The 13,400-nt window shown below is 57.2% G+C and carries 12 protein-coding genes; 5 read left to right on the top strand and 7 right to left on the bottom strand.

The window, feature by feature from the left end:
- Positions 1-298: 298 nt before the first annotated feature.
- Positions 299-508, top strand: a complete 210-nt coding sequence (locus AB1E42_RS12545; protein WP_368344572.1) for a DUF1127 domain-containing protein — start codon at positions 299-301, stop codon at positions 506-508.
- 66 nt (positions 509-574) lie between these two features.
- On the opposite strand, the gene AB1E42_RS12550 is transcribed toward AB1E42_RS12545, so the two are convergent.
- From AB1E42_RS12550 to AB1E42_RS12565, 4 genes are all read right to left on the bottom strand, one after another.
- Positions 575-916, bottom strand: coding sequence for a hypothetical protein (locus AB1E42_RS12550; protein WP_368344573.1), 342 nt, complete (start codon positions 914-916; stop codon positions 575-577).
- Between the two features lie 86 nt (positions 917-1,002).
- Positions 1,003-1,878, bottom strand: coding sequence for a 50S ribosomal protein L11 methyltransferase (locus tag AB1E42_RS12555; protein ID WP_368344574.1), 876 nt, complete (start codon positions 1,876-1,878; stop codon positions 1,003-1,005).
- A 9-nt stretch (positions 1,879-1,887) separates the two neighbouring features.
- A complete protein-coding gene (locus AB1E42_RS12560) occupies positions 1,888-3,117 on the bottom strand; it encodes an MFS transporter (protein ID WP_368346432.1) in 1,230 nt (409 codons plus the stop codon).
- A 41-nt stretch (positions 3,118-3,158) separates the two neighbouring features.
- A complete protein-coding gene (locus AB1E42_RS12565) occupies positions 3,159-5,348 on the bottom strand; it encodes a primosomal protein N' (protein WP_368344575.1) in 2,190 nt (729 codons plus the stop codon).
- A gap of 147 nt (positions 5,349-5,495) precedes the next feature.
- Here AB1E42_RS12565 and AB1E42_RS12570 point away from each other — a divergent pair, with 147 nt between their 5' ends.
- Genes AB1E42_RS12570 through AB1E42_RS12580 form a run of 3 tightly spaced genes read left to right on the top strand, consistent with a single transcriptional unit; the run spans position 5,496 to position 7,862 of the window.
- Positions 5,496-6,203, top strand: a complete 708-nt coding sequence (locus tag AB1E42_RS12570) for a DUF484 family protein (protein ID WP_368344576.1) — start codon at positions 5,496-5,498, stop codon at positions 6,201-6,203.
- On the top strand, positions 6,196-7,122 hold the full coding sequence (locus tag AB1E42_RS12575; protein WP_368344577.1) for a tyrosine recombinase XerC: 927 nt from the start codon (positions 6,196-6,198) through the stop codon (positions 7,120-7,122). Before AB1E42_RS12570 ends, AB1E42_RS12575 begins: the two co-directional genes overlap by 8 nt.
- A gap of 44 nt (positions 7,123-7,166) precedes the next feature.
- Positions 7,167-7,862 carry a phosphatidylcholine/phosphatidylserine synthase gene (locus AB1E42_RS12580; protein ID WP_368344578.1) on the top strand — a complete coding sequence of 232 codons (696 nt, stop codon included), beginning with the start codon at positions 7,167-7,169 and terminating at the stop codon, positions 7,860-7,862.
- A gap of 3 nt (positions 7,863-7,865) precedes the next feature.
- Here the strand turns inward: AB1E42_RS12580 and AB1E42_RS12585 are convergent, their stop codons facing one another.
- Together AB1E42_RS12585 and ileS are read right to left on the bottom strand one after the other, a co-directional pair.
- Positions 7,866-8,702 carry an EamA family transporter gene (locus tag AB1E42_RS12585; protein WP_368344579.1) on the bottom strand — a complete coding sequence of 279 codons (837 nt, stop codon included), beginning with the start codon at positions 8,700-8,702 and terminating at the stop codon, positions 7,866-7,868.
- A gap of 140 nt (positions 8,703-8,842) precedes the next feature.
- Positions 8,843-11,734 carry an isoleucine--tRNA ligase gene (gene ileS, locus AB1E42_RS12590; RefSeq protein WP_368344580.1) on the bottom strand — a complete coding sequence of 964 codons (2,892 nt, stop codon included), beginning with the start codon at positions 11,732-11,734 and terminating at the stop codon, positions 8,843-8,845.
- 250 nt (positions 11,735-11,984) lie between these two features.
- Here ileS and AB1E42_RS12595 point away from each other — a divergent pair, with 250 nt between their 5' ends.
- On the top strand, positions 11,985-12,452 hold the full coding sequence (locus tag AB1E42_RS12595) for a group III truncated hemoglobin (RefSeq protein ID WP_368344581.1): 468 nt from the start codon (positions 11,985-11,987) through the stop codon (positions 12,450-12,452).
- Here the strand turns inward: AB1E42_RS12595 and AB1E42_RS12600 are convergent.
- Entirely contained in the window at positions 12,374-13,381 is a 1,008-nt protein-coding gene (locus tag AB1E42_RS12600; protein ID WP_368344582.1) for a YcjF family protein, read from the bottom strand. The two genes, AB1E42_RS12595 and AB1E42_RS12600, sit on opposite strands and share 79 nt — an antisense overlap.
- Between the last annotated feature and the right edge of the window lie 19 nt (positions 13,382-13,400).

A 13,400-nucleotide genomic window follows, 5' to 3' on the forward strand; every position in this document is an offset into this window, starting at 1 on the left:
CAGTTCTTATTTTGGGAAACAATTAGCACAAAACGCGAACACCCACCAAGGTGTAATTTTACCCGTGACTGCCTAATGCGTCACCGAACAGGTCGGAATTCGCCTCTCCAGCACACAAAAGCGACGGTTTTGAGCCATCTGGAAGCCCTTATTTTTATGGCTTCGGCGAAAAATGTCGTCATGTTCAAATCGCATACGACCTATGCAAAAACGACACTGGTTTTTCACTCTCAAGCCCCCTACTTGCCCTGCCAGAACAAACATTGCTGCATTGCAGCGCGCAAGAAAGGACACGGCCATGGTCGCCATCGATACCTCCCGCTCTCCGGCGCCGCACATCGCGGGCCGCTTTATCTCTTCCTTGTTTGAAATGGCTAATACTATTTCCACTTGGCGGAATGCGAAAATCACACGCGATGTACTCTCCAAGCTCAGCAACCGTGAGCTGGACGACATCGGCCTCACCCGCGCCGATATCGATGCGATTGCGTACCGGATCGGCCGTTAATTACGGCCTACAACAACAAAAGGCGGCGCTACTCAGTAGCGCCGCCTTTTTTGTGCTTTGGATTATCTAAAAGAGCGTTCTGAGTTCTTCCACCAGCATACCTGTCAGCGGATCGACCTGCATCACCCAAGCGCCGACTTTCTCAGCGGCGGTTCCATCCGCCAGCTTTCCGACGCGGTCTTGATAATTGCCCTCGCCCAGATAGCTGATTAAGAAGACCTTGAAGGCAAGCAAAGCTCCGAAAAGCACCAGTGTGCCGCGCAGAGGGAACACATAGCGCCGTCGAGAAACGGCCCCGACGATCAACCCGCGTTCATCAACGATCACAACGCGCGAACGACCACTTTTATTAGGATCAGAGGTTATCGCCTGCAGCCGGCGATCAAAATCAACTTGTGATTGGGACATAACATTTCCCCGTACAGAGCCCCCACTCCGACAAGGCATTTCTGTCGCATAATTGTGGCAATATTATGGCAGCAGGTGAAAAATACCTAACTTTGCCTTCTCAACGTCAAATTGCTCCATTCGCCGATCTCCTCACGATGGAGGAGCTCGAAGCCTCGCTCACCATAACAATCGATAATTTCGTCGGCCTGCTCATTTAAAAGCCCAGAAAGTATTGCGATGCCTTGCGGGGCGATGTGCCGCGCCATCTCAGGTGCCAGATGGATCAACGGCGGTTTGAGAATATTGGCAAATACCAAATCGAATTGCGATGCCGCCGCCAATTCCTCATGCTCGAAACCGGCCGCTTCGATGCAAGTGACCTTTCCTTCCATCTGATTGGCCGCAAGGTTTGCAACCGCGACCTCGATCGCAACCGGATCGATGTCAGAAGCCCAATGGCTGGCATCAGGCCACGTCTTTGCCGCCGCCATCGCAAGAACGGCAGTGCCGCAACCTATGTCCGCGGTCCTATTGGGGCTAAAGCCATTCTGGATCAGCCTATCCAAAGCGTTCAGACAACCCAGCGTCGTACCATGATGTCCGGTCCCGAAAGCCATCGAAGCATCAATCAGGAGCGGGACAACATCATCGGGAACATTCTCGGCGTCATGACTGCCATAGACGAAGAAACGCCCAGCGCTGACTGGCGAAAGTTCACGTTTCACCTTTGCGACCCAATCGGTTTCGGGAATTTCAGAAATCACAAATTCACGCGCACCATGCAGACTGGACAGTAAGAAGAGGCCTGCAATATCCGGCGTTTCGGTAAAATAGGTCGTCACCTCATAGAGGCCAGAACCATCCTCGATCTCATATGTGCCGACCCCGATCGGCTCAGGGGCCAACGATTCACATGCCTCTGCCAGTTTTTGGGCCGACTCGAGACTGTCCGTGACAGCGATTGCCGAAAAAGTTGTCATTACGAACTCCTATTGTGCCGGCATGGGCAAAGGTCGGCTGAAGATGGTTTCCCGCCCTGGCACCGGGTGCCGCGGAACCAACAAGGCTAAAATCAGTGAAATGCAGGCCATGCATGCGGCCAAGACAAAGACGCTGGAAGGTGACGAAAGCCACAGATAACCCAAGAGTGCGGGAAGGAACACGGCGGCAATATGGTTGATCGTGAAGGCCACGGCAGCGGTTGGCGCAATGTCCTTGGGGTCAGCGATCTTTTGAAAGTAGGTCTTGAGCGCGAGCGACAGAGCAAAAAAGATATGATCAACAACGTAGAGTGCGGACGCGATCAACACCCCCCAACCGAACCAGTACAAGCCGCCGTAGGAAACGAAAACCACGATCAGGCCGGCATATTCAAAAACCAAAGCCCGCCGCTCGCCAAACAGCGTCACGACGCGACCCATCATCGGCGCAAAAACCATGTTGGAGAGCAAGGTAATTAGGAACAGCGCAGTGATTTCGTGCACTTCTAGACCGAACCGCTCAACCATCATGAAGCCAGCGAAGACGACAAAAATTTGTCGCCGAGCGCCCGACATGAATTGTAGAGCGTAGTAGAGCCAATAACGCCGCCGCAGGACAATCCGTTTTATCTGCGGCTCCGGCGACTCGAATTGCGGGTAAAGAAGAAAACACGCCACAGCAAGTAACGCAGTGGCGCCACCTGAAACCCAGTAGACCAATTCAAAAGAGAGGTCGAAAGCACGCCAAGTGGAAACGATCAACACATAGGAAAGCAAGGTTGCGGCCGACCCTGCCGCCATAATCCAACCCAACATCTGTGGCGCACGACGTTTATCAATCCATTGAAGTTGAAGCGACTGATTAACCGTTTCGAAGAAGTGAAAACCGATAGAAGAGAGCATGGTGATCGTCAGGATACCGCCCAAACTGGGAAATTGCGCCGTCAAGGCCGTTGCGACGCCTAAAAGAATGAGCGACACCAGCCCAAGTACCTGCTCCTTCATAAACAGCAACAGACCAATCACGCCGATAGCTAGGAAGCCGGGGATTTCGCGCACTGTGTGGAGCCACCCGATATCCGAACCGTCGAAGGCAACCACTTCGATAACAAAATTGTTGAGCAGCGCCGACCATGTAGAAAATGCAATCGGCATGGCCGCAGCCATCAGGAAAAGGAGCGCAAGTGGACGCCGCCATGCTGTCAGGGTGGCCGCTTCTGGGAGAGTCATGGTTTTCATGTGGCACCCATAAGCTTCAACCCGCGACGACACCAGCAAAACTAATGGAAGCTCTGCGGGTCTATATCTATGGTCATCCGGACAGAATTGGGAATGCGCACCTGCCCGACCCATTTCAAAATCGCTGTTTGCAGCGGCGTGCCTTTGTCAGCCTTGACGAGCATGCGCACTCGATGCCGCCCGCGGATGCGCGCAATGGGCGCCGGCGCGGGCCCAAAAAGCTGAGCGCCAACAGCATGCAATGGTGCCTGATTGCGCGCAAGAAGACCTCCGAGATCAAAGACTTCCTGAATATCAGGTGACGACAAGATGATCCCGACCATGCGACCATAAGGCGGCACACCTGCTGTACGCCTTTGCGCGGCTTCGGCGCTCCAGAATCCATCTTCGTCGCCGGACAAGATCGCCCGCATAACCGGATGCTCTGGTTGAAAGGTCTGGAGGACAGCTTCACCCGGGATATCGGCGCGCCCTGCCCGACCTGCCACCTGTCGCATGAGTTGGAAGGTTCGTTCTGCTGCACGAAGGTCTGAGCCTTGTAGCCCAAGATCTGCATCGATTACACCGACCAATGTCAGCAGCGGAAAGTTGTGACCCTTGGCGACCAATTGCGTCCCGATGATCACGTCAGCCTCACCCGCCGCAATCGCCTGAATATGTTCTTTCAAGGCGCGCGCGGACGCGAAGCGATCCGATGACAGCAGTGCAATTCGCGCGTCGGGGAATGCTGCCGCAGCCTCCTCGGCGAGCCGCTCGACGCCAGGGCCGACCGGCGCAAGGCGGCCTTCGACTTCGCATGACGGACAGACATTTGGCAGCGGCTTTGTTTCTCCGCATTGATGGCACATCAACCGTTTCAGGAACCGGTGCTCAACCATGCGAGCATCGCAGTGATCGCAAGCGATCTGATGCCCACAAGCGCGACAGATCGTGACCGGCGCGTATCCCCGTCGGTTCAGGAACAGCAGCGCCTGCTCGCCCTTTGACAAACGGTCAGAGACCATCTGCCGGAGCGAAGGTGAAATCCATGTTCCGGTTGGAACGTCTTCGCCCCGCATATCAATTGCGGACATTTGGGGCATCACCGCAGGGCCATAGCGGTTGGCCAGCACCAGCTTGCCGTATTTCCCCGCCTCGACATTGGCCCAACTTTCCAGTGAGGGCGTGGCGGAAGCCAGCACGACCTCACCGCCGAGGATGGACGCCCTCAAAACAGCCATATCCCGCGCGTTATAGAGAACGCCATCCTCTTGCTTGTAAGAGCTGTCATGCTCCTCATCGACAATGATCACGCCTAAATCCCGAAACGGCAGAAACAACGCCGAACGTGCACCAACCACAATCTGCGCATCGCCGGTGGCGACCATCTTCCAGCAACGGCGACGCTCAGTCATGGTAACACCCGAATGCCACTCTGCCGGCAGTGCGCCAAAACGCGCCTCAATACGTTTGATGAACTCAGCCGACAGCGCAATCTCGGGCAGGAGGACAAGCGCCTGCCGACCCACGCGGAGCGCCTCAGCCACGGCTTCGAGATAAACCTCTGTCTTGCCCGAGCCTGTCACACCTTTTAGCAGCGTACCGTGGTAGTCATCCGATCGCACTTGAGCACACAAAACGTCTGCTGCTTCACGCTGCTCAGAGCTCAGTTCCTTTTGAAAATAATCCGGATCAAGTAACGGAAATGGCTGGTCGCGCGGCGCTTCACGCTCTTCTAACGCACCAACTTTCGCCAGGCCTTTCACGACGCTTGCACCGACGCCCGCAAGATCGGCCAATTCGCCCAAAGTAAACGGCAGGCCACCATGTTCCTCCAAAACGTTCAACACACGCCTACGCGCGTCAGTCATTTTTTGAGGGCGGGTATGGCCCAGCGCATAGATTTTGCGTGCCGATGGTGTCTCGGTCAGCCCCGGTGCGCGGGTGGCCAGTCGCAACATCGCATGCAAGGGGGTAAGCGTGTAAGAAGCGGCACGCTCCAAAAAAATGCGCATTTCTTCGCGCAGCGGAGGCACATCCAAAACGGCGTTAACTGCGCGTATCTTGGATGGATCGAAACCGCCCTGCCCCTTTCCCCAAACGACGCCGATCACCTTCCGCGGCCCTAGCGGCACCTCGACAAACGCACCGATAGCGCAGCCTCCTTCTGGGGCGCGATAATCCAGCAATCTGTCTAACGGTTGCGTCGTTAGAACAGATACCAGTTCATCCTGTGAGAAAAAGTCAGACACGTCTTTCCAAGCGCGAAGAACAAATTGTCCTGAATGACTATCCCGCAACAACTGCGCCGCCAACCCCGACTGAGTGTTGAAAAACCTTCCGGTCAAGGATTCCCTTCTGCTATAAGTGGCAAAACAAGGTCGCCAGAAGAGGCCCGCATGACGAGCAGCACCGCAATCGAAGACGTTCTCAGAGAAAAGATCCTGAAGGATCCGGAGACGTTGCTAGAAGACGCCGACATCATGAACGCGCTTGTCGCGGCCAATGAAAAGTCGCTCGGCGGAAACATCGTAGACCTGCGCGGCATAGCCATGCAACGGCTCGAAGCGCGACTTGATCGCTTGGAGGATACGCACCGTTCGGTGATTGCGGCGGCTTATGAGAACCTCGCAGGGACCAACCAGATTCACCGCGCGGTTCTCAGGCTGCTTGAGGCGACGCGCTTCGACACTTTCCTGAGCGATCTTGGCGGTGATGTTGCAAATATTTTGCGCGTGGACTGCGTGCGCTTGGTGCTCGAAACCGAGTCCGACAGCGAAGACCCCGTTATCCAAAAAATGGGCGACGTCCTTTCTATGGCAGAAACCGGCTTTGTGAATGCCTATCTGCGCCGTGGGCGAAATGGACCTGTTCGGCAAGTGACCCTACGCCAGATCAAAGCCGAGGATGGTGGCGTTTATGGAGACAAGGGTGACTACATCCGCTCCGAAGCTTGCTTGCGGCTCGACCTCGGCGCGAAACGCCTCCCCGGAATGCTCCTCTTGGGGGCGGAAGACCCGCATCTTTTCACACCACAGCAGGGGACGGACCTTTTGACCTTCTTCGCAGGGGTTTTCGAGCGGTCCATGCGGCGCTGGCTTGGTTGAACGCCACCTCCCTCCACAACTGACCGATACGCTTGCGGACTGGCTCCGGCATCAGGTCGCGCTGCGCGGTGTATCGGAAAATACGGTGCAAGCGTACCAGCGTGATCTGTTGGGTTTCTTCGGCTTCCTGACTGCCCATTTGGGCACTGGCTTCGGGCTGCAAACGCTCAGAACGCTTTCCGCAACCGACATTCGCGCATGGATGGGGCACGAACGCCGCAGGGGCGTGCAGCCACGATCGATGGCGCGTAGCCTCTCTGCCGTGAAATCCTTTTATCGTTGGCTTTCGGAGCGCGATTCGTTTGATGCGACGGCGGTACTGTCGATTCGCGCACCGCGCTTCAAGAATGGCCTGCCGCGCCCGCTGGATGCCGATGCGGCGCGCGAGGTACTTGATCTTGTCGATCAACAATCTGATGAACCGTGGATTGCCGCGCGTGACACGGCAGTCATCACCATGCTCTATGGATGTGGATTACGAATATCCGAGGCTCTTTCGCTCACCGGAGCAGATACTCCGCTTGCTGATGTCTTGCGGATCATCGGAAAGGGAGGAAAGGAACGATTGGTTCCGGTCCTCCCTGTAGTGCAACAGGCCGTTGCCGAGTATGTGCGCTTGTGCCCTTATCAGCTGACGCCGCAAGAACCCCTTTTCCGAGGTGTGCGCGGAAAGGCACTTTCGGCGCGTCAGATCCAGAAGGTTATGCAGCAGGTCCGAATGCAGTTAGGCCTCCCCCCAACCGCCACGCCACACGCGCTGAGACACAGCTTTGCCACGCATCTTTTGGCCGCGGGCGGGGATCTGCGTTCGATCCAAGAGCTTCTTGGCCATGCCTCCCTTTCGACAACACAAACCTATACGGCTGTCGATGTCGAACACCTGATGGACGTTTATCAAAAATCGCACCCAAAAGCGTGAAATTGCGGGTTTCATTTCGCGTGGTAATCGGACATCACAGTTAGATGAACATAAAAACCAAAGCGCTCGCGGTTCACCTGCTCACCGGCAGTGGGGCCGTTTTTTCGATGTTAGCAATGCTCGCTGCTGTGCAGGAAGCATGGAGCCTGATGTTTCTCTGGCTGGTGATCGCCTTTTTCGTTGATGGTATCGACGGCCCCCTTGCACGAAAATATCACGTCAAAACCAATGCGCCGATCTTTGACGGCGTGCTGCTCGACCTCATCATCGACTATCTGACCTATGTGTTCATCCCCGCATATGCCCTTTTTGCCTCCGGCTTATTGCCGGGATGGACGGGCTGGTTTGCGATCATTGTCATTACCTATGCGAGTGCTCTGTATTTTGCCGATACGCGCATGAAGACAAAGGATAATTCATTCTCCGGCTTCCCTGGATGCTGGAACATGGTCGTCTTGGTGCTGTTTGCGTTGCAGCCAAGTTTTTGGATCAGTCTGGCGTTGGTCACGGTCCTTGCTATCGCGATGTTCCTGCCAATCAAGTTCGTGCATCCAGTTCGGACGCAACGCTGGCGGATCGTGACGCTACCGATGGCCATTTTGTGGACTGCCCTTGCAGGCTGGGCGGCGTGGATCGACTTCCATCCGGAGAGCTGGGCCCATATCGGGTTGGTTATCTCGTCGCTCTATCTGGTCTTTGCAGGCGCGGCCCAACAGCTCATTCATGGCGTTGACGGCTAGGCGCTAGACGCGCGTCAGGATCAATCCAGACACGACGAATAGCGCTGCGAAGACTTTGCGGCGGTTCATCTTCTCAGAAAAGAAGAACCAGCCGAAAAGCACCGCGAAAAGGATCGAGGTTTCCCTCAGTGCAGCAACCAAGGCGATAGGCGCTTTGGTCATTGCCCAAACTGCAATGGCGTATGCACCGTACGACGCCAGCCCAGCCAAACCGCCGACGAGCCAATCCCGACGTGGAGCGATGAAGACGCTTCTGCCTTTGATTGCCAGACATGTCAGCGAGAAAAAGATGACGTCGAGGACGAAGAGCCACGCGACATAGAGCAAGGGATCACCGGACGCTCGTGCGCCCATGCCATCGACAATTGAATAACCGGCGGTGGCCATTGCTGACCCCAGCGCCAAGGGCACGAGCCGGATATTTTCGGCATCAGAGATAACCCCGCGCGACATCATCAAGATGCCAAAGCCGAGCAAGAGGATCGCGAATGCCTCCAACCCCGTCAGGACATCGGGCAAGAAGGCGAAGCTGACAACGGCCACCATCAACGGCGCGGCACCGCGTGCGATAGGATAGACGCGGCTGAGGTCGCCGTGATCGTAGGCGTAGGCGAGGAACAGTTTGTAGGCCGAATGGAACACGCCCGATGCGATGAGCCACGGCCAGGCAGCACTGACAGGAAGCGGGCTGGAGAGGATAAATGGCAATGAAGCCAACGATTGAGCGACGGTTAGGATGACCATGCCGGAGAGGCGTGAACCGCCCAATTTGATCAGCGCGTTCCAGCTTGCATGGAGGAACGCCGCGAACAGGACCGCGAAAAAGATCGTCAACGACATTGCCGCCCAACATCAGAAAAATGAAACCGATGCGCGCAGGATGGCATGGATACAAATAGAAACGTTAGCGGAAAGTTATAGCTCAGATCGCAAACTGAAAAGTGTCTGCCGGAGGGCGCGAGCGCTCCGGCAAGGATTTCTTAACCCAATGCAGCGTCACAACGCCCGCAGACACCCGTATGGGAATGGGTGCCGACCTCTGGAAGAATTTTCCAGCAGCGCTGGCATTTGTCACCATCGGCCTTTTCGAACACCACGCCGATGCCATCGACCTCCGGCAAGCGGAAAGCCTCGGCCGGAGCCGGATCGGTGGATACTGAAATGCCAGAGGTGATGCAGATGTCTTCGAACGTGACGGTCTTGAGCACCTCGGCGGTATCGGCATCGACATGCACGACAGGCGCGGCTTCAAGCGAGGCACCGATGACCTTCTCCGTGCGTTGAACTTCGAGCGCGCCAGTGACAACACGCCGTGCGCGGCGGACCTTACCCCATTTCGCAGCGAGGCTGGCGTCGAGCCAGTCGCGCGGTGTTTCGGGGAAATCGACCAGATGCACCGAGCTGCCGTCACCCGGGAAACGCTCCAGCCAGACCTCTTCCATCGTGAATACGAGCACCGGCGCGAGCCATGTCGTCAGACGGTGGAACAGGAGGTCCAGCACCGTGCGGGCGGCACGGCGGCGCGGCGTGTCGCCATCGCAATAGAGCGCATCCTTGCGGATGTCGAAGTAGAATGCCGAAAGATCGACCGTCGCGAAGTTGAAGATTGCTTGGAACACGCCTTGGAAATCATAGGCGGCGTAGCCCTCGCGGACGACCTTGTCCAACTCGGCCAGACGGTGAAGCACCCAGCGCTCCAGTTCCGGCATATCTGCTGCGGCTGTTCGGTCAGCTTCGGAGAAATCAGCGAGGCTGCCGAGCATGAAGCGCAGCGTGTTGCGCAGACGGCGATAGCTGTCGGCGGTGCCTTTGAGGATTTCCGGTCCGATCCGCTGGTCAGCCGTATAATCGGCCTGAGCCACCCAGAGACGCAAAATATCCGCGCCATATTGCTTGATCACCTGCTCTGGCACGATCGTATTGCCAAGCGACTTGGACATTTTCATGCCCTTTTCATCGAGCGTGAAGCCGTGGGTCACAACATTGCGGTACGGGGCGCGGCCGGTGGTGCCAACCGATTGCAGAAGCGAGGAATGGAACCAGCCGCGATGCTGGTCGGTGCCTTCCATATATACATCCGCGATGCCGTCTTCGGAGCCGTCTTCACGATCCCGCAAAACGAACGAGTGCGTGGAGCCGGAATCGAACCACACATCAAGGATGTCGAAGACCTGATCATAGTCATCAGGGTTGACGATACCGCTGAGGAACCTCTCCTTGGCCCCATCGACGTACCAGCAGTCTGCGCCTTCGGCCTCGAAGGCCGCTGCGATGCGGGCATTCACCTCCGTATTGCGCAGAAGGAAATCCGCGTCGGTGGGCAGTGCGCCTTTCTTGGTGAAACAGGTGAGCGGGACACCCCATGCACGCTGGCGCGAGAGAACCCAGTCAGGCCGTGCCTCGATCATCGAATAGAGACGGTTGCGGCCGGATTGCGGGGTCCACTTGACGTTGTCGATCTCGGTCAGTGCCCGCTCGCGAATGGTTTTGCCGTGCATATCCTGACCGTCGCCCACGGGCTTGTCGATCGCGGCGAACCATTGCGGCGTGTTGCGGAAGATGACGGGCGCCTTTGACCGCCACGAATGCGGGTAGGAGTGCGTCACGCGGCCACGGGCGATGATGCCGCCTGCCTCGACCAGCTTTTCGATCACGGCAGCGTTGGCTTTGCCTTCCTTGCCTTTGCGGTCAAACACCTGAAGCCCTGCAAAGAACGGCACATGGGGGAGGAATTCACTTTCCTCGCCCACGTTATGGGTCATGCGGTCCATCCAGTTGCGCTTGACGAAGGCTTCGTAGTCGTCCGCGCCGTGGCTCGGCGCGGTGTGGACAAAGCCAGTGCCTGCGTCGTCGGTGACGTGATCACCGTCGATCATCGGAACATCGTAATCCCAGAAGCCATCCGCGCCGTCGATACCGTTGAACGGGTGAGCGAGGATCATGCCTTCGAATTCGCTCGCGGCCACTTCGCGCACGCGGGTGAATTCGGTTACGCGGGATTTGCGCAGCGCATCTTCGGCCAAGGCATCGGCAAAGAGATACAGCTCGCCCGGCTTGGTCCAGCTTTCGTCCTGCGTGGCGTCGACGCGGTAGAGGCCGTAGGAGATCGCCGCGTTATAGGCGACCGCCTTGTTGGACGGGATCGTCCAAGGCGTGGTAGTCCAGATCACGACGCGGGCGTTAGTCAAATCACCCGAGCCATTGCGCGGGGCGAACGGCACCCAGATCGTGTGGCTCTTGTGATCGTGGTATTCAATCTCGGCTTCGGCTAGTGCGGTCTTTTCGACCGGCGACCACATGACGGGCTTGGAGCCTTGATAGAGCGTGCCGTTCATAAGGAACTTCATGAATTCCTCGGCGATGACACGCTCGGCGTGGAAATTCATTGTCAGGTAAGGATCGGACCAGTTGCCAGTGATGCCGAGGCGCTTGAATTCTTCACGCTGGATATCGACCCAGCCTTCGGCGAACTTGCGGCATTCCTGACGGAAATCGACGACGTTCACCTCGTCCTTGTTCTTGCCCTTCTGGCGGTATTGCTCCTCGATCTTCCATTCGATGGGAAGACCGTGGCAATCCCAGCCTGGGATGTAGCGGGCATCGAAACCCATCATTTGGTGCGAGCGGACGATCATATCCTTGATCGTCTTGTTCAGCGCGTGGCCGATATGCAGGTGGCCGTTGGCGTAGGGAGGGCCATCATGGAGCGTAAAGCTCTTGCGGCCGGTCTTTTCGCGCAGGCGGTCGTAGACGCCGATCTCATCCCAACGGGCAAGCCATTCCGGCTCGCGCTTGGGCAATCCGGCCCGCATCGGGAAGTCGGTCTTGGGGAGGTTCAGCGTTTCTTTATAGTCGGGAGTGTCGGCGCACATTTTTGGCGTCCTTTTACATCTCGTGAATCTGTGAGCGAATGGCGGTGCGAAGCGTCATACACCTTTGCCCGGCGTCCCTTGTATCAAGGCGCCGGGTTAATAATTCGAATTATGAACGTGCCGATCAGGTCCATAGGCGCCTTATAGGGCGGGGCATCCGAAGGGTAAAGTGCTCTCCCGCCGGGGTTGATTTTCAATTGCACTCGACACGAAAAACCTGTGAAATAGGGGGCGCTGAAGAAGGTAAGGTATGAAGTCGAAACCCCGCTTTCCCATTTCGCAGGAAGAGGTCGGCATTTTTGTCGAGAGGCTTTATATGCGCATTTCGGAAGATCCGGTGCTTGCCCCGATCTACAACAGGCATATCGAAAGCTGGCCGAAGCATATCGAACGGCTGACCGCGTTTTGGGAAAATGTCATTTTTGGCAACGGATCGGACAGCGCGAGCCCGCTGATCAAGCACCTGAGAACAGGGGAAATCCGGCCGGAGCATTTCGAACGGTGGCTGGGTATGTTCCGCAAGGCGGCCGAAGACTCGCTCTCACCAATCGCTGCATCCGCGTGGGAGTTGCTCGCCGAGCGCTTGAGCACCGCCTATGAGCGCAGCGCCCAGCATAACATGAGCGCAATGGCATTCGGTCATCGTGAGGACTTGGAAAACAGTCCCGACACCGAGCGCCCGACAACACCCGAAACCGACGGGCGCGACCCGACCTGAAACGGCATAGGTCGACAGACCTCCATTGCCGCGATGCCGACACGCGCAGTCAGCGCGCCATTGATCACGCCCTCACCAAAGCGGCGCGATACCTTCGTCAACAATCCACCGCCAGCGACCGAACCGATCAAATCGTCCCCGATCGCGATTGCCCCGGTCGCGACGAGATGGGAAAATACCGCGCGATAGAGCCGCCAACTGCCAACGACACCGCTACGGCCGCCGTAGATTTCGGCAATGCGGCGGATCATCGACAGGTTCGTCAGGAGCGCCACAGCCACATCAGCAAGCGCCAAGGGGATAAGGGCAGTGGCAGCGGCGACCTTACGGCTGGCAGTTTCGATCTCCTGCCGAGCAAGGGTGTCGAGGGGCATCAAAAAGCCCCGCTCGACTGCCGCCAAGACCGCATCGGCATCAACCGCGTCTGTGAGGGCGCGGGTCGTATCGGCATGCTGCCACGCCAGTTCGGGACGGCCCCGATAAAGATGCATGACCCTTTCCGCGCTGTTCCGCGCGGCGGGAACATCGGACAGCGATAGCGCCTCGTCTACCGCATGGCGAAGATCATCGATCTTTCGCAAGCGCCCAAGTGCCACCATCTCGCGCAGTAGCACGAACAAGGCCAACACCACGATCACCGCGATCAGGCCGCCGACCACTGCACCAAGGGCCGGTGAACGGGCGATGGATGCCATCAGAAAATCCCATGCCCAGAGGCTGACAGCGAGGCTGACCAAAATGCCAATAGCCGCCGTGAGAAAACCCATGACGCGGCCGCGCGGTGGGCGCGCAGGCATGGCTTGCCTTGGCACCCCTTCCGCAACCTCATGACCGAGATCAGAAATCGGATCAGCAGTAGAAGGATCGAGTTGGGCAGTCGGATCAAGATCCTGAAGCAGCGGGCCGCGCGCTTGTTTTTCTTGGGTCATGTGCAGTCCTCGGTCACAA

It is taken from the genome of Pelagovum sp. HNIBRBA483 (assembly GCF_040931995.1).
In the GTDB taxonomy this organism is placed as follows: Bacteria; Pseudomonadota; Alphaproteobacteria; order Rhodobacterales; family Rhodobacteraceae; genus JAEPMR01.

Bases quoted from the DNA above. Each gene is read 5' to 3' on its own strand.
- AB1E42_RS12545 (WP_368344572.1), top strand. From the start codon at position 299: ATGGTCGCCATCGATACCTCCCGCTCTCCGGCGCCGCACATCGCGGGC.
- AB1E42_RS12550 (WP_368344573.1), bottom strand. From the start codon at position 916: ATGTCCCAATCACAAGTTGATTTTGATCGCCGGCTGCAGGCGATAACC.
- AB1E42_RS12555 (WP_368344574.1), bottom strand. From the start codon at position 1,878: ATGACAACTTTTTCGGCAATCGCTGTCACGGACAGTCTCGAGTCGGCC.
- AB1E42_RS12560 (WP_368346432.1), bottom strand. From the start codon at position 3,117: ATGAAAACCATGACTCTCCCAGAAGCGGCCACCCTGACAGCATGGCGG.
- AB1E42_RS12570 (WP_368344576.1), top strand. From the start codon at position 5,496: ATGACGAGCAGCACCGCAATCGAAGACGTTCTCAGAGAAAAGATCCTG.
- AB1E42_RS12580 (WP_368344578.1), top strand. From the start codon at position 7,167: ATGAACATAAAAACCAAAGCGCTCGCGGTTCACCTGCTCACCGGCAGT.
- AB1E42_RS12585 (WP_368344579.1), bottom strand. From the start codon at position 8,702: ATGTCGTTGACGATCTTTTTCGCGGTCCTGTTCGCGGCGTTCCTCCAT.
- ileS (WP_368344580.1), bottom strand. From the start codon at position 11,734: ATGTGCGCCGACACTCCCGACTATAAAGAAACGCTGAACCTCCCCAAG.
- AB1E42_RS12595 (WP_368344581.1), top strand. From the start codon at position 11,985: ATGAAGTCGAAACCCCGCTTTCCCATTTCGCAGGAAGAGGTCGGCATT.
- AB1E42_RS12600 (WP_368344582.1), bottom strand. From the start codon at position 13,381: ATGACCCAAGAAAAACAAGCGCGCGGCCCGCTGCTTCAGGATCTTGAT.